This window comes from Microvirga sp. HS2 (genome assembly GCF_055792805.1).
The window spans coordinates 156,444-179,855 of sequence record NZ_JBVVAJ010000006.1; the positions used below are offsets into that span (position 1 = coordinate 156,444).

At 62.8% G+C, this 23,412-nt stretch carries 27 protein-coding genes; 14 read left to right on the top strand and 13 right to left on the bottom strand.

The genetic code is table 11. The features are described 5' to 3' along the window. Positions 1-401: 401 nt before the first annotated feature. The 3 genes from ACS5Q0_RS08020 to ACS5Q0_RS08030 all read left to right on the top strand — a co-directional run bounded on the left by ACS5Q0_RS08020 (position 402) and on the right by ACS5Q0_RS08030 (position 3,979). Positions 402-2,315: a C1 family peptidase gene (locus ACS5Q0_RS08020; protein WP_473126087.1), complete on the top strand. Its 1,914-nt coding sequence runs from the start codon at positions 402-404 to the stop codon at positions 2,313-2,315. A gap of 221 nt (positions 2,316-2,536) precedes the next feature. Then, positions 2,537-2,875 carry a hypothetical protein gene (locus ACS5Q0_RS08025; protein ID WP_473126088.1) on the top strand — a complete coding sequence of 113 codons (339 nt, stop codon included), beginning with the start codon at positions 2,537-2,539 and terminating at the stop codon, positions 2,873-2,875. A 465-nt stretch (positions 2,876-3,340) separates the two neighbouring features. Then, positions 3,341-3,979 (top strand): hypothetical protein, encoded by a 639-nt coding sequence (locus tag ACS5Q0_RS08030; RefSeq protein ID WP_473126089.1) that lies wholly within the window; start codon positions 3,341-3,343, stop codon positions 3,977-3,979. Between the two features lie 21 nt (positions 3,980-4,000). Here the strand turns inward: ACS5Q0_RS08030 and aqpZ are convergent, their stop codons facing one another. The 3 genes from aqpZ to ACS5Q0_RS08045 all read right to left on the bottom strand — a co-directional run bounded on the left by aqpZ (position 4,001) and on the right by ACS5Q0_RS08045 (position 7,075). Then, positions 4,001-4,753, bottom strand: a complete 753-nt coding sequence (aqpZ, locus tag ACS5Q0_RS08035) for an aquaporin Z (RefSeq protein WP_473126090.1) — start codon at positions 4,751-4,753, stop codon at positions 4,001-4,003. Between the two features lie 91 nt (positions 4,754-4,844). Next, positions 4,845-5,492 (bottom strand): hypothetical protein, encoded by a 648-nt coding sequence (locus ACS5Q0_RS08040; RefSeq protein ID WP_473126091.1) that lies wholly within the window; start codon positions 5,490-5,492, stop codon positions 4,845-4,847. Between the two features lie 203 nt (positions 5,493-5,695). Then, a complete protein-coding gene (locus tag ACS5Q0_RS08045) occupies positions 5,696-7,075 on the bottom strand; it encodes an aminotransferase-like domain-containing protein (protein ID WP_473126092.1) in 1,380 nt (459 codons plus the stop codon). A 181-nt stretch (positions 7,076-7,256) separates the two neighbouring features. Between ACS5Q0_RS08045 and ACS5Q0_RS08050 the strand changes: the two genes are divergently transcribed. From ACS5Q0_RS08050 to ACS5Q0_RS08070, 5 genes are all read left to right on the top strand, one after another. Continuing rightward, positions 7,257-7,688, top strand: coding sequence for a DUF983 domain-containing protein (locus tag ACS5Q0_RS08050; RefSeq protein ID WP_473126093.1), 432 nt, complete (start codon positions 7,257-7,259; stop codon positions 7,686-7,688). A gap of 295 nt (positions 7,689-7,983) precedes the next feature. Next, a complete protein-coding gene (locus ACS5Q0_RS08055; protein WP_473126094.1) occupies positions 7,984-8,565 on the top strand; it encodes a GbsR/MarR family transcriptional regulator in 582 nt (193 codons plus the stop codon). Between the two features lies 1 nt (position 8,566). Continuing rightward, the gene (locus tag ACS5Q0_RS08060) at positions 8,567-9,991 is read left to right on the top strand and encodes a cytochrome ubiquinol oxidase subunit I (protein ID WP_473126095.1); all 1,425 of its coding nucleotides are present in this window, start codon (positions 8,567-8,569) and stop codon (positions 9,989-9,991) included. 3 nt (positions 9,992-9,994) lie between these two features. Next, the gene (gene cydB, locus ACS5Q0_RS08065; RefSeq protein ID WP_473126096.1) at positions 9,995-11,002 is read left to right on the top strand and encodes a cytochrome d ubiquinol oxidase subunit II; all 1,008 of its coding nucleotides are present in this window, start codon (positions 9,995-9,997) and stop codon (positions 11,000-11,002) included. Continuing rightward, positions 11,002-11,124, top strand: coding sequence for a DUF2474 domain-containing protein (locus ACS5Q0_RS08070; RefSeq protein ID WP_473126097.1), 123 nt, complete (start codon positions 11,002-11,004; stop codon positions 11,122-11,124). The genes cydB and ACS5Q0_RS08070 overlap by 1 nt, the downstream gene beginning before the upstream one ends. A 28-nt stretch (positions 11,125-11,152) precedes the next feature. Here ACS5Q0_RS08070 and ACS5Q0_RS08075 read toward each other — a convergent pair whose 3' ends face one another. Both ACS5Q0_RS08075 and ACS5Q0_RS08080 read right to left on the bottom strand, forming a co-directional pair. Then, positions 11,153-12,130 carry a bile acid:sodium symporter family protein gene (locus ACS5Q0_RS08075; RefSeq protein ID WP_473126098.1) on the bottom strand — a complete coding sequence of 326 codons (978 nt, stop codon included), beginning with the start codon at positions 12,128-12,130 and terminating at the stop codon, positions 11,153-11,155. A gap of 115 nt (positions 12,131-12,245) precedes the next feature. Then, positions 12,246-12,398, bottom strand: coding sequence for a hypothetical protein (locus ACS5Q0_RS08080; protein WP_473126099.1), 153 nt, complete (start codon positions 12,396-12,398; stop codon positions 12,246-12,248). Between the two features lie 118 nt (positions 12,399-12,516). On the opposite strand from ACS5Q0_RS08080, the gene ACS5Q0_RS08085 reads away from it, so the two are divergent. From ACS5Q0_RS08085 to rnk (ACS5Q0_RS08095), 3 genes are all read left to right on the top strand, one after another. Beyond that, complete coding sequence (locus ACS5Q0_RS08085; protein ID WP_473126100.1) at positions 12,517-13,230, top strand: FadR/GntR family transcriptional regulator; 714 nt, start codon at positions 12,517-12,519, stop codon at positions 13,228-13,230. 352 nt (positions 13,231-13,582) lie between these two features. Then, positions 13,583-14,029, top strand: coding sequence for a GreA/GreB family elongation factor (locus ACS5Q0_RS08090; RefSeq protein WP_473126101.1), 447 nt, complete (start codon positions 13,583-13,585; stop codon positions 14,027-14,029). A gap of 7 nt (positions 14,030-14,036) precedes the next feature. Further along, positions 14,037-14,474 carry a nucleoside diphosphate kinase regulator gene (gene rnk / locus ACS5Q0_RS08095; protein ID WP_473126102.1) on the top strand — a complete coding sequence of 146 codons (438 nt, stop codon included), beginning with the start codon at positions 14,037-14,039 and terminating at the stop codon, positions 14,472-14,474. Positions 14,475-14,688: 214 nt separating this feature from the next. Here rnk (ACS5Q0_RS08095) and ACS5Q0_RS08100 read toward each other — a convergent pair whose 3' ends face one another. The 6 genes from ACS5Q0_RS08100 to ACS5Q0_RS08125 form a co-directional block, all read right to left on the bottom strand. Next, positions 14,689-15,150, bottom strand: a complete 462-nt coding sequence (locus ACS5Q0_RS08100; protein ID WP_473126103.1) for a GreA/GreB family elongation factor — start codon at positions 15,148-15,150, stop codon at positions 14,689-14,691. A 43-nt stretch (positions 15,151-15,193) separates the two neighbouring features. Further along, positions 15,194-15,658, bottom strand: coding sequence for a RidA family protein (locus ACS5Q0_RS08105; protein ID WP_473126104.1), 465 nt, complete (start codon positions 15,656-15,658; stop codon positions 15,194-15,196). Positions 15,659-15,798: 140 nt separating this feature from the next. Further along, positions 15,799-16,653, bottom strand: a complete 855-nt coding sequence (speE, locus tag ACS5Q0_RS08110) for a polyamine aminopropyltransferase (protein WP_473126105.1) — start codon at positions 16,651-16,653, stop codon at positions 15,799-15,801. Beyond that, positions 16,650-17,168, bottom strand: coding sequence for an adenosylmethionine decarboxylase (gene speD / locus ACS5Q0_RS08115; RefSeq protein WP_473126106.1), 519 nt, complete (start codon positions 17,166-17,168; stop codon positions 16,650-16,652). Before speD ends, speE begins: the two co-directional genes overlap by 4 nt. Positions 17,169-17,247: 79 nt before the next feature. After that, entirely contained in the window at positions 17,248-17,877 is a 630-nt protein-coding gene (gene rnk / locus ACS5Q0_RS08120; RefSeq protein WP_473126107.1) for a nucleoside diphosphate kinase regulator, read from the bottom strand. 221 nt (positions 17,878-18,098) lie between these two features. Continuing rightward, positions 18,099-18,590 (bottom strand): PTS sugar transporter subunit IIA, encoded by a 492-nt coding sequence (locus ACS5Q0_RS08125; RefSeq protein ID WP_473126108.1) that lies wholly within the window; start codon positions 18,588-18,590, stop codon positions 18,099-18,101. Positions 18,591-19,015: 425 nt separating this feature from the next. On the opposite strand from ACS5Q0_RS08125, the gene rnk (ACS5Q0_RS08130) reads away from it, so the two are divergent. Continuing rightward, a complete protein-coding gene (gene rnk, locus ACS5Q0_RS08130; protein WP_473126109.1) occupies positions 19,016-19,495 on the top strand; it encodes a nucleoside diphosphate kinase regulator in 480 nt (159 codons plus the stop codon). Between the two features lie 40 nt (positions 19,496-19,535). On the opposite strand, the gene ACS5Q0_RS08135 is transcribed toward rnk (ACS5Q0_RS08130), so the two are convergent. After that, positions 19,536-19,883: an HPF/RaiA family ribosome-associated protein gene (locus ACS5Q0_RS08135; RefSeq protein ID WP_473126110.1), complete on the bottom strand. Its 348-nt coding sequence runs from the start codon at positions 19,881-19,883 to the stop codon at positions 19,536-19,538. 1,168 nt (positions 19,884-21,051) lie between these two features. On the opposite strand from ACS5Q0_RS08135, the gene ACS5Q0_RS08140 reads away from it, so the two are divergent. Then, positions 21,052-21,243, top strand: a complete 192-nt coding sequence (locus ACS5Q0_RS08140) for a hypothetical protein (protein ID WP_473126111.1) — start codon at positions 21,052-21,054, stop codon at positions 21,241-21,243. Between the two features lie 13 nt (positions 21,244-21,256). Next, positions 21,257-21,481, top strand: a complete 225-nt coding sequence (locus ACS5Q0_RS08145; protein ID WP_473126112.1) for a hypothetical protein — start codon at positions 21,257-21,259, stop codon at positions 21,479-21,481. A gap of 46 nt (positions 21,482-21,527) precedes the next feature. Here ACS5Q0_RS08145 and thiC read toward each other — a convergent pair whose 3' ends face one another. After that, positions 21,528-23,375, bottom strand: a complete 1,848-nt coding sequence (thiC, locus tag ACS5Q0_RS08150) for a phosphomethylpyrimidine synthase ThiC (RefSeq protein ID WP_473126113.1) — start codon at positions 23,373-23,375, stop codon at positions 21,528-21,530. Between the last annotated feature and the right edge of the window lie 37 nt (positions 23,376-23,412).

The window sequence follows — 23,412 nt, forward strand, 5'->3', positions numbered from 1 at the left end:
TGGAGGTCCCGCGGTGGACGCGGATGGAAAGCGGCAAAGTCGCGATTCAAGCGACACTCTTCGGTACGTTGCATCATTAGCTTCAGTGAACTGCGTATGCCGGACCCGCGCTGCAACGGCCGTGGCCCACAGCGCTCCGGCCCGATCAGCGAAACGTATCCCGAAGAAGGGAGGCTCTCCGAGTCGACGGCCAGGCTTGAGCGTGAGATGATGCTGAAGGGGCGCTCGACTTCTGCGGTGACAGTATGGCACAGGCGCGGGGCACATCGAACGCCGACAAGAAATCCCGCAAGGCGGGCCGCTCCAACGGCTCTTCAAGCCGCTCGCGGGCGGTGCGGAACGCACCACGATCAGCATCCTCGGCTTCGTCCGATGACATTCCGAGCGACGCGAGCCCCCTGATGGCATCCGCTCCACCCCGGATTCGGGTGGGCAATCGCGAATTCGCCGGATCGCGCAAGAAGCTCGGATCGCATATTCTCGACATTCTTCCGGACATGCCGGACATCCGGGATCGCATCTATCTCCCGCATCTCCGGGCCCTCCTTCCCGGCATCTATCCGAGGATAGCATTTCCGGTCCGGAATCAGGGCAAGGACTCGAGCTGCACCGGCTTCGCCCTGGCCCATGTGATCGACTTCCTCCGCTCACGGGAGATCGGACCGGAGCGCCCGGAGCCCGTGAGCTCGCGCATGCTCTACGAGATGGCGAAGCGCAACGACGAGTGGGAAGGCTCCGCCTACGAGGGATCGAGCATCCGGGGCGCTCTCAAGGGCTTCTATCAGAACGGCGTCTGCAGCGATGCGACTGCGCCGGACAAACCCGGAATCAAGCATTGGGCGCTCACCTACGAAATGGCGAAAGAGGCGCGGGAAACGCGGCTCGGCGCATATTTCCGGATCCAGCCGGACATCAGCGACTACCATGCCGCGCTCAACGATATCGGCGTCATCTACGCATCCGCGCAGATCCACTCGCATTGGGACGCGCCGAAGGACGGCCTCATCGAAACCGGAGGCGATCCGATCGGGGGTCATGCCTTCGCCATCGTCGGCTACGACGACACCGGCTTCTGGATTCTCAATTCCTGGGGAGCGGAATGGGGCGTCAACGGCATCGCCAAGTGGACTTATGCCGATTGGGCGAACACGATCATGGATGCCTGGGTCCTGCAGCTTGGCGTCCGTGCGCCGGCCGCGTTCGGAGCCGCGCCAGGCGTCACTCCATCGAGCGCCACGGGATTGTTCGGCTTTAACGAGCCGACGCGGGCGGACATCATCGGCCATTACACGAATATCGATGATGGAGTCCTCGTCACCTCGGGCAAGTATGGATCTCTCACCGAGACCGAGATGCAGGAGACCGTCGAGCGCCTGACCGACCCCGCCTCCAACGGCAACAAGGGCTATGACCACCTGGTCATCTACGCACATGGGGGGCTGAACACGCTTGCGGCCGAGGCACAGCGCATCGCGATCTGGAAGAGGAACGATATCTACGGCCGCAACCGAATCTACAACTTCCACTTGATGTGGGGTTCGGGCTTTCTCGATGAAGTCTTCGGCCAATTGTCCCAGTCGCCCGCCGTTGGTCGCGCTGGAGGCCGGATCACCGATTGGTTCTTCGAGGCAGGCATCGGCAAGCAGACCGGCTCATATGCGTGGCGCAACATGAAGCAGGACTCATTGATGTCCTTCAGCGGCAGCCCGGAATACGACGGCGGGTTCAAGGGGTTGTCGCCGCTCCTGTCCGGCCTCGACAGCGCACCCCGACGCCCCAAGCTCCATCTTGTCGGGCATAGCGCCAGAGCAAACGTGCTCGGATACCTGCTTGCCGCCCTGGAGCGATTCAGGCTCAAGCGGGTGGAGCTTGGATCGATCCACCTAATGGCGCCAGCCTGCACGGTCGCGTTCTTCAAAGAGCATTATGAGCCGTATCTGACCGGCAAAGGCGGGCTCAGGCTGCTGGACAGGATCTACCTCTACAACCTGACGGACCAACTGGAACAGGACGATACGGTCTCCAGCACCGTGCCCCTGCTTCCGTCCTACAGTCATTCGCTGCTCTATCTGGTTTCAAGGGCGTATGAGCAGGCGCCGAACACGCCTCTGGCGGGGATGCAGGCGTATGCGCGCGCGCTGCCCTCGCATGCGAAGCTCGATATCGCCTACTCGACCGGCAGCAGCGGAAAAACCACCTCGCGCACCCATGGCGGCTTCGACAATGATCCCGCAACGCTCGGAACGATCATGTCGCGGATTCTCGGAAAGCCAGCCCCTTTCCCTCCGAAAGCGGACGAGCTGACAGGTTACTGATGGTCGAAGTCACAAGGAGCGATGCGTGTAAACCGGCCGCCGACGCGCCGGCATGCATCCCTTGCTCTCATCCCGCATGCCGATGCGGTCCGTGCGGAACATGAACCGAAATGCACCTCGTTGTCGCTTTCGGCCAAGTGCGTGTCACATCCGGTCAAGCCGCGCGCGCCTCACTGCCTTACAATGGTTTTATTATAGGCGAATTGTTGCGGAGAGACGGCATGGTTCGGTTCGCAGGACTTCTAGCGCTGCCCTTACTCACCTCGGTTGCCTGGGCGGAGTCTCTCCCGCGCTTCGACATCTCCGCCATGTGCCGGGCCGCTCCCCGTCTGGAAGCCAGCGACAAGGACACTGATCAGAACTGTGTCCGCGACGAGACCGCCGCGCGAACCGAACTGGAGCGGCAATGGACCAGCTACGATGCGGGGCAGCGGGATAGATGCACCCGGGAAACCATGGTCGGTGGCGCTCCGAGCTATGTCGATGTGCTCACCTGCATTCAGATGGCGAGCGGCAACGCCCCGCCGTCCCAGCAGCATCGTGCACGCGGTAAGCCTTGAGACGACCGAGGCGTTCGCCCGAGGAAGCGTCGCAGCGCTGCCGCTCGCGGCAGCGCCAGTGCCCTGTCTCCGCAGGTCCTACCTCTGATGGATAGATCGCGCTTCGTGAATGGGAATCGCCTGGATCCCAAGGACGAACTCGGATCAGATGACAGCGGGATCCGATGCGACAGGACGAGAAGGGACAGAGATGGAAGCTTTCACGCGCCGACTGCGCCACTACCTGTCCTGGATGTTCGTGACGTCGTTTGCCGCTGCCGGATCCGCCTCGTGGTGCCATGCGGCCGAACTCGCCCCACCCCTGCCTCCTGCTCCGGAGGAAGCCGCCGTGCCACCATCCGCATGGATGTTCCAGTTCGTTCCCTATGGCTGGCTCATTTCCCTGGACGGCACACAAACCGTGCGTGGCCGCTCCGTGAAGGTGAATGCCAGCTTTCTCGACATCGTCAAGAACAGCGCTCGCTCTTGGCTCTCATGGGCACCGTCGAAGCTCGCCGCGGTCCGTTCACGCTTTATGGCGATTTGGTCTGGAGCAGTGTCGGTGCGGATGCGGGAAGCCTCCGTACCCGCACCCTGGCGCCGGGCGTCACCACGACGGTGGGACGCTCCCTCAGCGTAGACATCAACATGGCCATTGTCGAAGCGGGCGCATCCTACGAGGTGATGCACTCCGGGGCTCTGGCGTTCGACATTCTGGGCGGTGCCCGCTACTGGCACCAGGAGGCGGATGTCTCGTTCGAGGCGGTCCGGACCGCGCAGGTCGGCGATCTCGATCTCGTCGGCGGCTTGGCCATTGCCCGGTCCGGCTCGTTCGACTGGATCGACCCCGTCGTCGGTGCGCGCCTGCGCTATGCCATGGCACCGGGCCACAATCTCTTTCTTCGCGGCGACATCGGAGGCTTCGGAGTCGGGAGCAGGTTCTCCTGGCAGGCCGTGGGCGGCTACGTCTTCGACTTCGGCGCCTATCACGGGATCACCTTCTCGGGCGTGGTCGGCTACCGGGCGCTCTTCGTCGATTATGCCCAGGGCTCAGGCCGGCAGCGCTACGAATTCGACATGACCCAGCACGGACCCATCCTCGGCATCAGCGCCCCGGGGTTCTGATGCGTTGAGGGATTATTCCGCTCACTCGGCAGGCGCCGGGGGCGTGAGGCCGGTAACCTGCGCCGAGGGCTCCTCGCTGAGCCAGCGATAGAGCACGCCGCCGAGCGCACCGCCGAGAAGCGGCGCCAGCCAGAACATCCACAATTGCGCCAGCGCCCAGCCGCCGACGAACAGTGCCGGGCCGGTGCTGCGGGCCGGATTGACCGAGGTGTTGGTGATTGGAATGCCCACCAGGTGGATCATCGTCAGCCCGAGCCCGATGGCGATCGGCGCAAACCCCACCGGCGCCTTGCCATGGGTTGAGCCCATGATGATGAACAGAAACATCATGGTCAGCACCACCTCGGCCAGGAAGCCGGAGATCAGGCTGTAGTGCCCGGGCGAGTGCGCGCCATAGCCATTGGCGGCGAAGCCCTTGGCCAGATCGAAGCCGGGAGCGCCGCTGGCGATCGCGTAGAGTACCGCCGCGGCGAGAATGGCCCCGGCCACCTGGGCCACGATGTAGGGCAGCACGTCCTGCCTCGGGAAGCGGTTGCCCGCCGCCAGGCCCACGGTCACGGCCGGGTTGAGATGGCAGCCCGAGATATGGCCGATGGCATAGGCCATGGTCAGCACCGACAGGCCGAAGGCGAACGCCACGCCGAGCAGGCCGATGCCGACGTCGGGGAAAGCAGCCGCGATGACCGCGCTGCCGCAGCCGGCAAAGGTGAGCCAGAAGGTGCCGATACCTTCGGCCACGCATTTGTGCAGATTCGTCGGGTTGCGCAGATCCATGGAACGCTCCTTGGATTCACTCGGGATTCATTTGCCGACCGTCGAGCGCGTCGCTCCGCGACGCGCTCGACGGTTTCAAGCACTGCGTGGATTACTGGCCCACAACACTTCCGCGAGCCCTGCCACCAGGCGTGCGGCATGAGCATCCAGTTCCCACGGCAGCGGGTGTGGTCAAAGCACAGGTGCGGACCTGAGTCGTACAATAGCCGCCAACAGCCGAAGTCTGGTAGGGATAATTGTAATAGGGATACGTTGCGGCCGCTCCCAGCACGCTGCCCGTGACGAGACCGACGCCCAAGCCACCGTAGTAATTCCCGTAATAGTTACGGTAATATGGATACTGCGCGTAGTAGCGTCCGTAATAGGGGTAGCGGCCATAACGCCCGTAATACGGGTAGCGTCCGGAGTAGCGGCCATAATAGGGATAGCGACCGTAACGCCCGTACCCAACGCGGTTGCCCCGATAGCCGATCGCTGCCTGGCGATAGGCCCCCGCCCCTGGACGGACGGCAGCGACACGACCAGGATAGCCGCCTGGGCGCGCGGCGATCGCCCCGGCGCGGCTCACGCCGCCGCGGGGAACGTACATCCGATGCCCTCCAAAGCCGCCGCCGTATCCTCCTCGGCTGATGTGAGCGCCCCCTCCTCCAAAGCCGCCGCGGCGCTGAGCCTCCGCATTACCGGGGATGAGAAGAGCACTCAAAATCAGAGTGCTCAGGATCAAGAGCAGTCTCTTCATGGCATCGCTCCTTTTGCCCTCATGCGGCAGGCGCGACCGGGAAATGATCGGCGCAGATAATGCATTAGCGCCCTTTGCGGCAGGCTGCTTGATCGTTTGAGACAGCGCTTGCTGTTTTTGACACCCTGCAACGATGGCCGTCGGGCGCCAGATGAGAATTCACCCCCGGTGCCAAGGGATCATGAAGCCGCTCTTGAGCCGGATCACACGATGGACGAGAGGGCGCTGGGTCCGTGCGACAAGACCGTTGCCAGCAACCTCAGGCCCCGCTCCAGCATCGCCCGGTTCTGCGCTGCGCCGAGAGAGACGCGGATGGCGTCCGGCGCGGCTCCGACCGCGAAGGCTTCGCTCGGCACCAATGCGAGTCCCGATTGCCGCGCGTAGACGTTGAGGTCGGCCCGATGCCAGCGATCCGGCAAGGTCAGCCACAAATGATGTCCCTCACGATGGCTCTTGAAGGCGTGTCCGTTCAACACCCGTCCGGCGATGGCCTGACGCGCGGCGCTCTCGTCGCGGATCGCCGCCGTGACGTCGTCGAGGGTCCCGTCGAGGATCCACCGTGAGGCCAATGCCGCCATGAGGGGCGGCACCATGAGAGTCATGGCGCGGATCTCCGCCGCGAGCCGCAGCGTGTCCGACAACCCCGGCGTGACCACGTAGGCCGTCCTGAGGGCCGGCGTCGCGCATTTCGACAGGGTGGCGATGTGCCATGTGACATCCGGCGCCAGGGCCGCGATCGGCGCCGGTGCCCGCTGAGGCAGTGCGCCGTACGCATCGTCCTCGATGATCATGATTCCGTGCCGGCGCGCGACCTTGGCGATCGCCTCGCGCCGCTGGATCGACATCGTCGCGGTCGTCGGATTGTGGATGGTTGCAACGCAGTAGACCGCCTTCGGCCGCTCCCGCGCGCACACCTCGTCCAATGCAGCGGGATCAAGCCCCTCAGCATCCATTGCAACGGGAACCAGCCGCACCCTGAGCTGCTCGGCGATGGCCCGGAGCCCAGGATAGGTGAGATCCGGAACGCAGATGGCACTGCCCTCCGGCGCCAGGACGCGCACGATCGCGTAGAGCGCCGTCTGCGCTCCGCCCGCCACCACGATGCGGTCGAGAGGAACCGCACCGAGGCGAGGCGCGAGCCAACGCGCGCCCGCGGCGCGGTCCGGCCCGGCTCCGATGCTCTCCTGGTAGTGAAGATGCATCAGGCCCTGGGGCGCATTCAGCATCCCCGCGATCCCGTCCTGGATGCGCTCCCGCAGCTTCGCTTCGGGCGGCTGCGGCGGCATGTTCATGCTCAGGTCGATGATCGGAGATCCGGAGGAAGCAGCCTGCGCCGCGCCTCCTCTCCGCACATGGCTGCCCCGTCCCGTGTTCGCCTCGATCAGCCCCATACGACGCGCCTCGTTGAAAGCGCGGGTGACGGTGGTCAGGTCGACCCCGAGCTCCTTTGCAAGCTGCCGCTGCGGCGGCAGGCGTTCTCCTGGACGCAGGCGACCGGACTCCACATCGGCCCGCAGCGCCTCGGCGATGGCCAGGTACTTGGGCCCGCTTTCCTTCTCGATCTGCGGCATCCAGGACAACACGTTTCCTTGACCTTCTTGTCTTGCAGATGTATGGCTCAACGGCCACATACATGATGCACAGACGGGCGATACGAAATCGAGTGCGACCCGCCTCTTCAGCTTCTTTAGAGCAAAAACTCTATACCAGAATGTATGGATCATCAATCCATACATATTCAAGTAACCTGGAGATCAGTTCGAGATGAAGACGAGCCTTACTGCACGGGACGCCATCTTCAAGCACGGTCTGAGGTGTCGCTGCCCTCGGTGTGGAGAAGGTCGCCTGTTCAAGGGCTTCCTGACCCTTGCTCCGCGCTGCGAAGCCTGTGGCCTCGACTTCTCCTTCGCCGATCCGGCGGACGGCCCGGCTTTCTTCATCATGATCATCATGGGCATCCCGGCGGCCGGGTTCGGTGTCTGGGTCGAGACCATGTGGGAGCCATCGGTCTGGGTTCACCTGCTCACATCAGGACCATTCATGCTGCTGACCTGCATCCCGCCGATCCGGCCAACCAAGGGCATGCTGGTGGCGAGCCAGTACTTTCACAAAGCCGAGGAAGGTCGTTTCGCGCTCCCGCAACAGACGGCGAACACGAAGAAGACCGTCCCCGAGCGGACAGCGTCCGGCACCTGAACCCATCATCGCCTGCGCTCGGCCACGGCCAGCTCCACGTGATGATTGGCCGGCCAATCATCGCCTGAGGCGCAATGCCGCTCGCATGGCGAGGCTGCGTATTCTTGGGTGCATACCTATCCCGTTACCATGACCACGGGCTCAGCGCCTCCGCGCCCCCCGTAGGAGCATACCGCCTCCCCCTATCCCTTGAGACGTGAAGCCCGCACGCTTGCACCCCCGTTACCTCAGCAAACCTTGACTTAGATCAATGTTTATCCGACATTTCAGAAAATTCTGAAATTTCGGAATCGCCATGAATCTTCCTCCCCTCGTCCAAACCTTCGTGCTGCATTTCGGCGAGATGGGCTCCCGTTGGGGCATCAATCGCACCGTGGGGCAGATCTATGCCCTGCTGTTCGTGTCTCCGGAGCCATTGAACGCCGAGGACATCGTCGAGCGGCTCGGCGTGTCCCGCTCCAACGTGAGCATGGGCCTCAAGGAGCTGCAGGCCTGGAACCTCGTGCGGCTCCAGCACAAACCCGGTGACCGTCGCGAGTACTTCTCCACGCCCGACGACATCTGGCAGATCGTCCGCAGCCTAGTCGAGGAACGAAAGAAGCGCGAGATCGACCCGACCATGACGCTCCTGCGCGAAGTTCTCATGCAGGAACCCGCGAGCGCGGAGGAGCGCCATGCACAGGAACGCATGCGCGAAATGCATGATCTGTTCGAGCTTCTGACAGGCTGGTACGCCGATGTGCGGAGGCTCGATACGGAGCGTCTCGTCCAGCTCCTGACGCTGGGCTCCAAGGTTCAGAAGATCTTGGAGATCAAGGATCGTCTCTTCGTCGTGCCGGGATCGAAGAAGAGCCGCAGCGACGCCAAGGATCAGTGACATGTTCGATCAGTTCGACGCGCTTCTCCTCGCGCGTTTTCAGTTCGCGTTCACGGTTTCGTTCCACTTCGTCTTTCCCGCGTTCTCGATCGGACTGGCGAGCTATCTCGCCGTGCTCGAAGGGCTCTGGCTGTGGACCGGCCGGGAGGTCTATCTCAACCTGTTCAAGTACTGGCTCAAGATCTTCGCGCTCGCCTTCGCCATGGGCGTGGTGTCCGGCATCGTGATGTCCTATCAATTCGGCACCAACTGGGCGGTGTTCTCGGACAAGGCCGGGCCGATCATCGGTCCGTTGATGGCTTATGAAGTCATGACCGCCTTTTTCCTGGAGGCCGGTTTCCTGGGCATCATGCTGTTCGGAATGGGCCGCGTCGGCCGGCGGCTGCATTTCGCCGCAACGCTCGCGGTGGCCATCGGCACGTTCATCTCCGCCTTCTGGATTCTCTCCGCCAACTCCTGGATGCAGACGCCGGTCGGCTACACCGTCAACGAGGCGGGCCAGTTCTCGCCGGAGGATTGGTGGGCGATCATCTTCAATCCGTCCTTTCCTTATCGCCTCGTGCACACGGTGCTGGCCGCCTATCTCACCACGGCCCTCGTGGTCGGCGGTGTCGGCGCCTGGCATCTCCTGCGCGACCGCACCAACAAGGGCGCGCGGGTGATGTTCTCGATGGCCATGGGAATGGTGGCTCTCGTCGCCCCGCTCCAGATTCTGGCCGGAGACATGCACGGCCTCAACACCCTCGAGCACCAGCCTGCGAAGGTCATGGCCATGGAGGGCCATTTCGAAAGCCATCCGGACGGCGCGCCGCTGATCCTCTTCGGCATCCCCGATCAGGAGGCCGGCACGGTCCGGAACGGCATCGCGATCCCGAAGGCGTCCTCGCTCATCCTCAAGCACGACCCGAATGCGTCTTTGAACGGCCTCGACACGGTCGATCGTGCGGAATGGCCCTATGTGCCCGTGGTGTTCTGGTCGTTCCGCATCATGGTGGGCCTGGGCTTCCTCATGCTTGGCCTGGGAGCGCTCAGTCTCGTCGCCCGCTTCCGGGGCCGCCTTTACGACTGGCGCCCCCTGCACTGGCTCGCCCTTTCGATGGGACCTTCCGGTTTCGTCGCTGTGATCGCGGGTTGGGTGACCACGGAGGTCGGACGCCAGCCTTTCACCGTCTACGGCCTGCTCAAGACCGCGGCATCGGCCTCGCCGCTCGAGGCTCCGGCCGTCGCCGCCTCGCTGATGACCTTCATCGTCGTCTACTTCATCGTATTCGGCGCGGGCACCGGTTACATTCTCAAGCTGATGGGCAAACCGCCTCATTGGGGAGAAACAGGGCCCGAAACCGGTCCCGATCACCCGATCCGAGCGGCTGGCATCACTCCGGCTACCGCCGTCGATCCGATCCGTACCCTGGGCGCACGGACCTGAACCATGACAACCTTTCTCGATCTCCCCACCCTCTGGGCCTTCGTCATCGCCTTCGCCGTCTTCGCGTATGTCGTGATGGATGGCTTCGACCTCGGCATCGGCATCCTGTTCCCGTTCTTCCGGCCAGGTCCTGAGCGCGACAGCGCCATGAACTCGGTCGCCCCGGTCTGGGACGGCAACGAGACCTGGCTGGTGCTCGGCGGCGGCGGCCTGATGGCCGCCTTCCCGCTCGCCTATGCCATCATCCTGCCAGCGCTCTACGCGCCGATCATCGCGATGGTCCTGGCGCTGATCTTCCGCGGCGTGGCGTTCGAGTTCCGCTGGCGCGATCCAGGCCATCGGCGTTACTGGGACATCGCTTTTACCACCGGCTCCGTCGTCGCCACGCTGGCGCAGGGCATCACGCTCGGCGCGCTTCTCCAAGGAATCGCAGTCGAGGGTCGGTCCTATGCTGGCGGCTGGTGGGACTGGCTGACGCCCTTCAGCCTGCTCGTCGGGATAAGCCTCGTGATCGGCTATGCCCTGCTCGGCGCGACATGGCTGGTCATCAAGATCGAAGGCGCGGCACAGGATCACAGCTATCGTCTCGCCGGACGGCTCGCTGTCGGAATGATCGCCTGCATCGGAATGGTGAGCGCAGCGACGCCATTCCTCAGCGCAGCCTATTATGAACGCTGGTTCGCCTGGCCGCAGGTCCTGTTCACGGCACAGGTGCCGTTGCTGGTCGGCCTCTGCTCCGGCACCCTGCTGGTGGGCCTGGCGCGCCGCTGGGAGTATTGGCCGTTCCTGCTGACTCTCGGGCTGTTCGCCCTCTGTCTCGTCGGACTGGGGATCAGCATGTTCCCGCACGTAGTGCCCGATGCCGTCACCATTCACGAAGCCGCAGCCCCGCATGCCAGCCTGACGTTTATGCTGGCCGGCGCGAGCGTGCTGCTCCCGATCATCCTGGCCTATACCGGGTATTCGTACTGGGTCTTCCGCGGAAAGACCGGCCACGAGGGATATCATTGATGCGTGATACAAGCGGACCGCATTCCGCCCTGCGTCAGTGGCTGTGGTTCATCGGCCTCTGGGCCGCAGGGGTCGGCACAACGGGTATGGTCGGTCTCATCATCAAGTTCTGGCTGACCTGAAGGCCGCACGGCGTCTGCTGCCTGATCGTCATGGAGCAACAGGCGCGGCAACGCTGTCGGATGCATATCGCCGGGCAAGGACCGCCCCGACCAGAATCTGGATCTGGTTGTAGAACATGATCGGCAGAACGATCATGCCGAAGCCCGGAGCGGCCGCAAACAGCACCTTCGCCAACGGCAAGCCGGACGCGAGGCTCTTCTTCGAGCCGCAGAACACGGCCGCGATCTCGTCGCCCCTGGAGAAGCGCAGGCGGCGGGCGGCGAAAGCCGTAACGGCCAACACGACGGCAAGCAGCAGCAGGCACAGAACCGCCGTCAGAGCCACGGAGGCCGGCGGAATGCGCGACCACAGGCCATCGACCACAGACTGCGAAAACGCGGTATAGACGATGAGTAAAATGACGCTTTGGTCGAGTTGACCGATCCGGCGTTCATGGCGCGCCATGATATTGGCGAGCCATGGGCGCGCGATCTGCCCCAGCAAGAACGGAAGCAGCAGCTGGAGAACGACGTCCGTCAGCGCCGTGCCGAGGTCGATGCCCTGATCGACGGAGCTCCGGGTGAGCAGCGACAGCAGCACCGGAGTCAGCAGCAGGCCGAAGACATTCGATGCGGCGGAACTGCAGATCGCCGCCGGCACATTGCCGCGCGCCATGGCGGTGAAGGCGATCGAGGACGACACCGCCGACGGCAGAGCCGCGAGATAGAGGAACCCCAGGAGCAGATCCGCCGGCAGCCACGCGCGCGGCAAGACGCCGAACGGCACAACGGCCAGAGGAAACACCACGAATGTGATGGCGAAGATGAAAAGATGAAGTCGCCATTGAACCAAACCTGCGATCACCACCTCGCGCGGGAGGGCCGCACCATGCACGAAGAACAGGAGCGCGATCCCCCAGATTCCCAAGGTATCGAGAGCCTCCGCGCTCGTTCCCTCGGCCGGGAGCACGGCGGCAAGCGCTACAGCCGCCATGATGAGCAGAAGAAACGGATCGATCTTGCGCATGGGTTGTTCCAATCGGATCGTTGAGAGCCCACAGCCGGTGGCGCCGGCTCTGGGTAAGATGTCCGCCGCGTCTTGGGAGCAGACGGGACTTGCCTGTCGAATATGCCAGCGGCGCTTAGAGGGCCCGGAAGAACCCGTCGATGACGATCCAGACGAACATCGGATAAAGCGGGAGCCCGACGAGTGTGCCGATCATACGGCCCAGGCGGACCTCCGGATCGGCACTGGGCTCATCTCCGACAAGCCTTTCGAACAGGGTGGTTTTCATTGGCGATCTCCTCCGGCCTCTTGTTTCTCGCGGTCTCTTGCGCGTCCGGACCTTTCGCTCCAGGACCGGTCCTGGTAGATAAGACCAATTCGGATTGGTCTATGAATTGGTCTGACAGATGCCAGGAACACGGCTTACGTCGGAAGCCGCAACACGAAGGCTCCGCGCCTATCTGAGACAGCACGCTTACGGGCCCCAGGACCGGCTGGAGCCGGAGCGGATCCTCGCCACCCGTATCGGCTGCAGTCGCGAAACCCTGCGGAGTGCGCTCGCCGTTCTGGAGAGGGAGGGGCTGATCTGGCGCCATGTGGGTCAAGGCACCTTCGTCGGACCACGCCCGGCGCACGAGCCGATCCGCCCGTCGGTTCTGGCGGAGATGGCCTCCCCCGCCGATGTGCTCGACGCGCGCCTGCTGATCGAACCCCCGATTGCGGGAGGAGCAGCCTTGCGGGCGACGGCGGATGACATCGCGCTTCTTCGCCACCATGCGCTCAAGAGCAGCGATGCTCCCGACTGGCAGGCCTATGAGCAGGCGGACGACGCTTTTCACAAGGGCATCGCACGGATCACCGGCAATCCCCTGCTGATCGCGTTTCTCGACGTCCTATCCTCGGTGCGCGGCCGCGCCCGGTGGCAGCGGCAGCATGATCTGGCCTTCCGCCGCGCCCGCAAGAAGGAGTATGCGGCGCAGCAGGGACGCATGCATATGGCGATCGTCGAAGCCATTGCGGCACGGGATCCTTCGGCAGCACGGCAAGCCATGTTCGACCACCTGAGCGCGGTGAGAACGATCATGGTGCACGATGATACCGATCGCGAGGAGCGTGCGTAACGGGACGCAATCCGCGCCCGAAAGCGCCCCGGATCAGTCCTTAGTCCCATGCCGCGCGCCTCCCGAAACCTTGCATTTGCGGGCAGCGGAGCTATGTTATCAGGGTCATGATCAAGCTCGTGAAACATCTTCGCTTCCTAGCGCACGCGGGCTGCCTCAAAGCAGGCGGGTAGGCCCCGAAGGCCGGCTGGACCCTTGGGTCGCCGGCGCTCGGGGGACATGAATGCCAACTCGGACCATCCGTCAGCATCGCCTGTGCCGCTGAGCCCTCGGCGATCCGTCACCTGTGCCCATTCGACCGGAACGCACATCCTGCACAGCCGGCCGGAGGACCGCTTCTGAGGAGGTTTCCATGAACGCGCTGCCCGATCTTCCGCCGATCACCCTTGCGACCAGCGACTATAACCGCCTGCTGTTCACGGCGATGCTGCGGCAGAAGCAAAACCGCCGGGTGCCCGATTTCCTGCTCAAGGAACTGCGCCGCGCGACGGTCTGTCATCCTGCAAGCCTTCCGGAGGATATCGTCTCCACGAATTGCCGCGTGATCTATCGGCTCGACGGCGAGCCGAGAACGCGCGCGCATCTGCTCGTCCATCCGGAAGACCTGATCTGGCCCGGCGCGGAGATCTCAGTCACCACTCCTCTCGGAACCGCTCTCCTTGGCCTGCGCGTCGGCGACCGCATGCCTTTTGCGGAAGCGGATGGACACCACGAGGTATACGTGGAGGGTATAGGCCTGCGTTTCCTGGACGATGGATCGACGGTAACCCGCTCTCCAGGCGGTCTCGCATGGGTATGAAAGCATCATGATCAGACACGAGAACCTTCCGCCCGTCACGATTGCAGCCGGAGACTATGAGCGCCTCGCCGGAATTGTAACCATCGGCGTGGAGGATCCTCGCGACCGCTCCGCCGCCGCCATGCTCGCGAATGAGCTGATGCGCGCGACGATCGTGACGGATCATGCGATCCCGCGCACGGTAGCGACGATGCATTCGCGCGTGGAGTTCCGGGACGACGTGACCTTGGACACTCACTGCGCCACTCTCGTTTATCCCGGTGAGGCGGACGGAGGAGTGGAGCGCATTTCCGTCCTGACCCCGATCGGAGCGGCTCTCATCGGCCTTCGTGAAGGCCAGTCGATCACATGGCGAACGTCGAAGGGCTGGCGCAGTCTGACTCTGCTGCAAGTGTTCTACCAGCCGCACGGACAATTCGTCGAGCCATGGAGAGAGTTATCGTGAGGCCGGCAGAGGCGTCACAGAACAAGCCCTAACGGCGTCCGATGCGCCAGTGTCCTTTCCGGCGAAGCAGACCCGGCTCTCCGCCAAACAATGAGGTATATCACAGAACGGAGCTGTTTCCCCTTGCGCGGGAACAGCTCTAGCCTCTTACGCCTCGATTCCCGGCGCGAGCCGGGGATGACCACGGAGGAGATCAAGTCCCGCTTCGATCCCGTTATGACAGTCCATTGGCGCCTCCTGATCGCGGCGCACCGCCAAACGGCGCGAAAGCTCCGACCACGCGTGGCCCGACCGTCTCAACCTCGACACAGGTGTCAGGGGCCCCATCCGAACCAAGTAGCGGCATCCTGTCTCCGGCGCGCAGCCCGAGCAGCGAAAGCCCGACCGGCGTGAGGACGGACAGTTCGGCCGGTGGCCACATATGATCGTCGGGATGGATCAACATGCGTTTTTCGGATCTATCCTCGCCAGAGAGGCGATACGTCACGAAGGTGTCGAGCGCGGCGACGTCGTCGGCGACCTCATCCGGCGCGCAGATCCTGGCGCGGCGCAATTCGCGCTGGAGCGGCGTCGCAAGCGGATGCATCTGGCCGGCGAGCTGTTCCGCCGTCTGTTGAAGTCGCTGATGATCGCGCCGCGTCAGCGTGATCGGCGGAAGGTGAACACTCATGGTCATCGACTGAATCCGGATACCTCGATCAGGCGTTCAACAGGCTGCGTCATGGGACGACCGTGTTCTCCACAGACGACGACGGACTTCCAGGCGGAAGGATTGCCGTCGCGGAGATTGCCACGATCGCGGCGGGATCGACGAGCCCCGAAACCTCGACAAGGGCCATGGCCGGATCGTGACTTCCCATGACCTCCCGATAGACCACGCCGATCTCGGGAAGTCGGGTCCTGTAATGATCGATATCGAGCACATACCAGGTCATCTGTGCTATATGCTCAGGAGCCCCGCCCGCTTCGGCGAGCACCGTTCGAACGTTCCGGAGCGCCTGGCGCGCCTGTTGAACGAGCCCGATCGTCGTCACCCTCCCCGCATTGTCTGTGGCGATTTGACTGCCCAAGAACACGAAGGTTCCGGTGCCGGCCACCGCATGCGAGTAGCCGTGCGGGCTCGGCCACTTGGGTGGATCGATCCTTCGAAGCGGCGTTGCCGGGGCTGATGAAATAATCGTCATGGTGTCCTCCTGGCGGGCTCCACAGGGCAGTCTGTGCGAAGCCGTGTTGACCGAATGCGATGAGGGATGGTCCCGGGACGGCAGTGGCCCGAGCCACAGCCGTCCCGGGTCTCAGGACCCTGTTTTTAGAAGCCCCGTACTCATCGGGGGGCGCCCCTGGAGGAGGACGAGAACGAGGGAGCCAACGCAAAGGCAGCTCTGTGCACCTCGGGCGTGTAGTAGCACGTCGTCCCCTGCAACCGACGGAAACGGTCCCGCAGGACCTCATATGGCGGCCTCAACGCATCACGGGACTCGCCCGCCACGACGAGCGCGAGCAAGCCGCTGGCGTAAGTCGGGACAGGGGCAAGGTACGGCCGCACGCCCGGGAACGAGTCCGACAGGCGCTCGCAGACTGCCATCAACTCCTCGGACTGGAAGAACGGTGCGCCGCTCTGCACGGCAACCATTCCGCCCGGGCGCAGGCGTTTTCGACATGCCTCATAGAATCCCGCCGTAAAGAGCGGCTCGCCCGGCCCCACCGGATCCGTAGAGTCGATGATGATGACGTCGAACAGCTCTCTCGTCTCGTCGATGTATCGCGTTCCGTCCATGACCAGAACGTTCGTTCGCGGGTCGTCGAACGCTCCATCGGAAACCATCGGCAGGAAACGCCGGGACAGATCGATCACCTCGCTGTCGAGCTCCACCATCGTGACGCGCTCGACCGGGTGTTTCAGCACCTCTCTCAAGGTACCGCCGTCGCCTCCACCAATAATCAGGACATCCTGCGCAGAGCCGTGTGCCATCAGCGGAACGTGAGCGATCATCTCGTGATAGATATGGTTGTCGCGCTCTGTCAATTGCACGGCGCCATCAAGCACCATCACCTTTCCGAAGGTCGCGTTCTCGAAGATCAGTACGTCCTGGAACTCGGTCCGCCAATGATAGAGTACGGTGTCCATGCTGAGCATCTGCGCATAATGCCCGGAAAGCCGCTCCTGGAACCAGCTCATAGGATCACTCCTCGCTTGTGCTCCGCCAGCGTCACCATTCCGGGCAGGAATGCCTCTTTCAGAACCTCGATGGCTTTGTGCGGCTGCGCCTTGCCGCACATGAAGACGTCGACCGCCGCGTAGGCGGCCTCGGGCCAGGTATGGATCGAGATATGACTTTCCGCCAGGACCGCGACGCCGGAGATGCCGCCATTCGGACTGAAGTGATGAAGGTCGATGTTCAGGAGCGTCGCGCCGGCACGGGCGGCGGCATCTCGCAACGCCTGCTCGACCAGGGCAAGGTCGTCCAGGCTCGTGGCGTCCCAGAGGTCGACGATCAGGTGGGTTCCAGCGTAACGAAGACCGTCGCGGTTGATGAAGTGATCGAGACGATCATCATTGGCCGGAGCATGACTCGACGAGAGAAGAGCGACAGGTCTGATCCTATCAGCATGATGCGGGCTCTTCTCGAAGCCGTGCGCTGGCGGGCGCAGGTCGGGAGCGGCAATCGCGCTGAGGCGGGTGGTTTCGGGCATTCACTTCTCCGCTGGCAGGATTTCTGCCGGTTACAACACAGGGAACCGCACGGCCGGAACGGACCGCGAGGCTCGTCATTCACGCGTCGGCGCGGACCATGCGCGCTCGTGTGGACTGGGACTCGGTGAAGAATGGCATGCGAACCTGCAGCACCGTCAGGCGCTTGAGCTCGCCGGTGCGCGTGGTCCAGTCGATCGACGCGCCGATAGGGAGACCGAGCAATGCCGTTCCGATCGGCGTCAGCACCGAGACGCGCCCCTTCGAGATGTCGGTCTCATTCGGATAGACGAGGGTGACCGTCATGATGCGATCGCTCGCGACATCACGAAAATCGACGGCGCACCCCATGCACACGAAATCGAGCGGCTGGGGCGCCTCGGGAACAATCTGCGCGCGATCGAGCTCCTCGGACAGCTCGGCGACCCGGTCATGCATCGTATGCGCGGCAGCATTGGCCATGGACGAAAGCTTCTCATGATCAGCGATCGTCAGGGTGATGTGCGGCATGTCACCGCCAGAGGATTTTGTTGACATCTCAAGCCTCCTGTTTTGCTGTAGACGCCAGCGCGGGTCACCCGCCTCTGCTCGCGGATCAGTGTTGCCGTCCGATCTTTCGGCCCCTCCCCGTCTGCATATGTCGCCGATCTCACCGGCGCGCGCCTTGCGTTCCGACAGGCAATCCATCGCTTCAGCGAGGCGCTGAAGCATGCCGCGACATCGGGTTCGCCAGCATCCGGCGTTACAGATCATCGGGAATGGAAGGATCTTGCGCCCCGAACTCGGGGTGCGAATGCACGTCGAGTTCGGGGCTACTTGCCCGCGATGAGGTTGCCTGCACGAAGCAGGCCACGACGAAATTGTGCAAAGCTCAACATGATGGGCGGATGCTGGTACACATCGCCCTGTTTGTCAAATCAGCCCAATTTTCCTCAACATAGTTCCGGTTGTGCCAAGGCAGGCGCGAGACCGGCGCGCCATGCATCGCTGGTCAATATGATATGGACGGCCACCGCATCCGTCGCTGACCGGAGGCGCGTTGCAACCTCGCGGTCGCGCAGCCGACGCGCCACACAGGCCAGGGCTCGGAGATGGGTGGATTCCTCCCCATCGGGGCTCAGAAGAAGGAACGTGAGATCGGCGGGAATGCCGTCGGACGCGCCAAAATCGTGCCCCGGGTTCAGCCGCGCGAAGATGCCGATGGGCCGTACAAGCCCCGGGATCGGGCCATGGGGGATTGCGACGCCCCGCCCGAAGCCAAACGTTGACCTGCCCCACTGCTCCAGAACGATGCGGCAAATTGCGTCGTTGTCCAACGCCGTCTGCGGGGCCGCGATGCGGGAGAGTTGATCGACGACATGACGGACGTCCCGTGCGCGCAAGCGCGAAACCACACATGCGGGAGAAATCAGGGATGCCATCATGGTATACCTCATCGTCGATGTCGGTCCGGTATGCAGAATAAGAAGACGCGTGGTCATGCCATTACAGCAACGCTTATCTCCAAGGTAAGTTCTAGAATAGGAAGGAAACTATCCTTCTGAGCTTCGCACAACGAGCCATGACGTCATTCACTTGATTATGTAACCCGTCGACTTGAATTGGCGGTATTTCAAACTATCTTGAAAGAACCATGCCGAACGTCATCAGCGCTTTTCCCATAGCTCTCCTCGCTTCAAGCTGCTGATCCCGGGCGCAAGCCAGATGTCTTGCCCCGGGACCGCGTCCCCCCCTGCACGCGCGAACAAGACGACAGCGGCTCGTCCGAGCCGAGCTCCCCGGTTGACCTCAGAACATGTCCAGCTGCGAGCTCGCCCGCGATATCATTTTTTGTTTTCAGGAGAATGAGGTGCCAACGACCCACATTATTCCGACGATCGGTTCAATCGATCATGCGCGTCTCCAGCGGATTGCATCGGCTGGCATGCAAATCCGCAGAGCGCCTCCTTCCGCGCAGCTCCTCGCTTCGGAGCTGGAGCGCGCGCGGGTGGTCGATCCGGCGAGACTTCCGTCGAACGTGATCTCCATGCACTCCGTTTTCGACTTCCGCGACGGCATCACCGAGCAGATGCGGCGGGCCATGCTCGTCTATCCCGGCGAGGAGGATGCCGGTCATGGGCGGATCTCGGTGCTGTCGCCTCTCGGCGCGGCGTTGATCGGGCTGGCAGAAGGGGAATCCTTACCCTGGCGCAGCGCCACTGGTGTCTGGCGAACTTTGCACGTCATCAAGGTGGTTCGTCAGCCCGAGCGAGAAGATGTGCCTCACGAGACAATGGTGAACGACGTTCAAACATCGACGCGAAGCGTTTCGGGCTGCGTCGCATCTTGACAAAGCGCGGGCCGGAGATTTCCTCCGGCCCGCGAGGAATTCATGCAGACGTTGAGACCGGAGCCTGAGCGTTGGAGCGAGCCGCCATGCGCTGCGTCCTCCTGTTGAGCTGCCGGCCGGCCTTCCCAAGGGCCTGATCGAACGCCCGATGACAATCGCCTGCGACCGCCTCGCCGATGATCACCTTGAGGGTGCCGACCTGCAGATTGATCGTGCATGAATAGGTATGTCCTTCGCGACTGAACCCAACTGTCGCGTGGTTCAACTTCCCGAAATGTGATCCGACGACATGCAGGACGCCCTCCTGCACTTTACCGTGGAACGCCTCTTCGATGTCGATATTGCGGCCTTTGATCATGATCGGCGCGCCTGTTTCATTCTGTTTCATAGATAACTCCTTCATAGAACGGCGTAGTGGAAGTTTTCGTGACGAGGCTCAAACCTCGTCGGGCGCTCCCGGACGATATCGTCGAGGGATCGCGAAGCGTTTGATCTGACTGGTTTGTCGATCGTGTAAGAACACCAAGGGCACCGCGCTGCGGCCCTTGGCAGAATGCGTTTGCAGACGCTGCAGACGTCCCGACGAACGCGCTTCAACACCGATGATCTCCTGTCGCGAGCAAGGGCTCGCTGTTGCTGTCCAAGGCGAAAGGCGCGGCGGGAAAAGGACCGGCATTGCCAGCCCTTTCTGCGCCGTGGCCTCATGGGGTTTCGCCTATCCCCTCCTGCTGGGCCGGAAGGTGTGGGTTGCGGCTACATGGGCAGCGAGGATGAGCGTGAGAGATGCGCAGACTCCCAGAAGGCTGATGGAGGCTGCAAAGCCGAACATCTCTCCAATAGCCTCCCAGAAGAGGAGCTGTGCGAGCGTTAGTGCGAAGAAAACTGTAAGAGCGACAATTGACATGACCTCACCGTCGGTCGTCTCGCCGAGACGCCGTTCTTGGTTTTTCGATTGTGTTCGCAAGCAAACCCGCACACCGGATCGCTTCACGGTGTGGATGCCGAAGAGGCTATCGTTAGTCGGGTTACTGACGTGTCCCGTTCATCCCCGGACAAAAACGTCCGGGGCTCAGGCTCCCGTCTTGAGACGGCCTGCGCGGAAAGCGGAAATGGTACGGATCACGGACATGGCACACTTAATCTCGGCCTTGTCGTCGCCGAAGTCAAGGTTGTCGGTCTGCCAGAAGCCTGTTTGACAAAGTCTTGTGCTTGCCTAAGCTTGCCGCGCTATGCCGACCTATCCGAGCCATATCCGTGGCCTTTGCCACGCAGGAACCTTGATCGCAGGACAGTAGCCCCGAGAGACAGCGCTGAGGATGCGCGGGCTCGGGGCGGACAACCTATCGAACAACGCAAGGCCAAAGAGCTCTAGACGCAGAGAGCCTGGGCAGCCCGTCACTGCCCTGCCTGCATGTTGGCTCGTTGTCGCTGCGCGCGGCGTCGATGAATCTTCCCACACACGTCGGTCGTGCAAGCGCAGCGCCAACGTTCCGCAGGATCAACGAGCGGGGCATGGATTGGTAAATTTTATGAGCAGAGAATCAAAGAAACGATCATTGAGCTATCGTGTCTCGACACCCGAGGAGAGAGCCCGGCGTCAGGCCGAGACCGAGAAGCGGTCAGAGCGCATCGCGGCGCTGAAGGCACAGGGTCTCAGCAACTCCACCATCGGAATCCGCCTGGGCTTGAGTTCCAGCACCGTAGGCCGAATTGCGCGGGAATACATCCAGCAGCGGCACGAGACCTGAAGAGGAGAATGGGATGTCCGTTCGCGCCGAACCCATGTCGAGCCGGCACAATGATGTCGTCAACCCTGCGGAAGCCGAGGCGCTGGCCCGTGAACTCTACGAGAGAGCCTGTCGCGACGACACCTTCGATGACCTCAAGCGGCGGGCCGCGTTCGACCGGCAGGATGCAGGCCGCCTCAGGCACTGGATCCGGGTCGCGAAAGGCATCCTGACAGACGGGCTTCGCCATCAACCGTAATGGCGAAGCCCGCCGAGTGAGAACCAGGGGTCTCTTGTGGACGGCTTCAAGGCCGTTCGAGATAAAGTCGTCCGCCTCCTTCCACGAACTCCCGGCTCTTCGCGCGCATTCCTGACAACCGTTGCTGCTCTTCCGGGCTCAGGGCGGCGACCTCCGCACGCAGATCCTGCGTAATCTTCATCGAGCAGAACTTCGGACCGCACATGGAGCAGAAATGCGCCACCTTGTGCGCCTCCTTCGGCAGCGTCTCGTCATGGTAAGCCCGCGCCGTATCAGGATCGAGCGAAAGGTTGAACTGATCCTCCCACCGGAAGTCGAAGCGCGCACGGGACAGGGCATCATCCCGCACCTGAGCGGCCGGATGCCCTTTGGCGAGATCGGCTGCATGAGCCGCGATCCTGTAGGTGATGACGCCTATCTTCACGTCGTCCCGGTTCGGAAGGCCCAAATGCTCCTTGGGCGTGACGTAGCAAAGCATTGCGGTTCCGAACCACCCGATCATGGCGGCCCCGATACCGGAGGTGATGTGATCGTATCCCGGTGCGATATCGGTCGTAAGCGGGCCGAGCGTGTAGAACGGAGCTTCGCCGCATTCCCGGAGCTGCTTGTCCATGTTCACCTTGATCTTATGCATCGGAACATGGCCAGGGCCTTCAATCATCACCTGGCAACCCTTGTCCCAGGCGATCCTGGTGAGCTCGCCGAGTGTCTCGAGCTCCGCGAACTGCGCCTCGTCGTTCGCATCCGCAATCGAGCCCGGGCGCAGTCCATCGCCGAGCGAGAACGAGACGTCATACGCCCGTATGATGTCGCAGATCTCGTCGAAGCGCTCATAGAGGAAGCTCTCCTTGTGATGCGCCAGGCACCAGCGCGCCATGATCGAGCCCCCTCGGGAAACGATGCCTGTCACCCGGTCGGCTGTCAGGGGCACGTAAGGGAGGCGCACACCCGCATGGATCGTGAAGTAATCGACCCCCTGCTCCGCCTGTTCGATCAGCGTGTCCTTGAACACCTCCCAATCGAGCTTTACGGGGTCGCCGCCGACCTTTTCCAGCGCCTGATAGATCGGCACGGTTCCGATCGGGACCGGTGAGTTGCGCAAAATCCACGAGCGGATGTTGTGAATGTTGCGGCCGGTCGACAGATCCATCACCGTATCCGCCCCCCACCGGATCGCCCAGACGAGCTTTTCGACCTCGTCCGCTGCTGTCGAAACCACGGCTGAGTTGCCGATATTGGCGTTGACCTTGACCAGGAAGTTCCGCCCGATGGCCATGGGCTCGAGTTCCGGATGGTTGATGTTGGCGGGAATGATCGCGCGCCCACGGGCGACTTCCTGGCGGACGAACTCCGGCGTGATGAAAGCCGGAATAGAAGCCCCGAAGCTCTCCCCGTCGGCGATCTTGGCTGCTGCATCCGCGCGCATGGCCTCGCGGCACAGGTTCTCGCGGTGGGCGACGTAGATCATCTCTTCCGTGATAATGCCGGCACGGGCAAACTCGAGTTGCGTGACCATTTGCCCATGCGCCGCACGGCGCACGATGCGCCCGGCGGGACATGGCGCCACGAGCGCCTCGGGTGCGACATTGCCGTTATCCTCGGGCTTGACCAGCCGCGCCTCGATCGCGGCGAAATCACGCGCCGCAATCCAGGCTTCGCGAACGAGAGGAAGGCCGTTGCTGAGATCGACGACCGCATCGCTCTGCGTGTAAGGCCCGGAAGGGTCGTAGACACGCACGGGAGGCTCATTGGGGTCTGTCAAAACGATCTCGCGAAAGGGAACGCGGATGTCCGGACGCCCTGCGGGCGTACCGTAAAGCTTGCGCGATCCTTGAATCGGGCCGGTGGTCACGGATTGAGGAATGCCTTTGGGCTTGTCGATGTGGGCAGTCACTGGATCTCTCCTCTTCGATAAAGGGAGATCCGGGCAA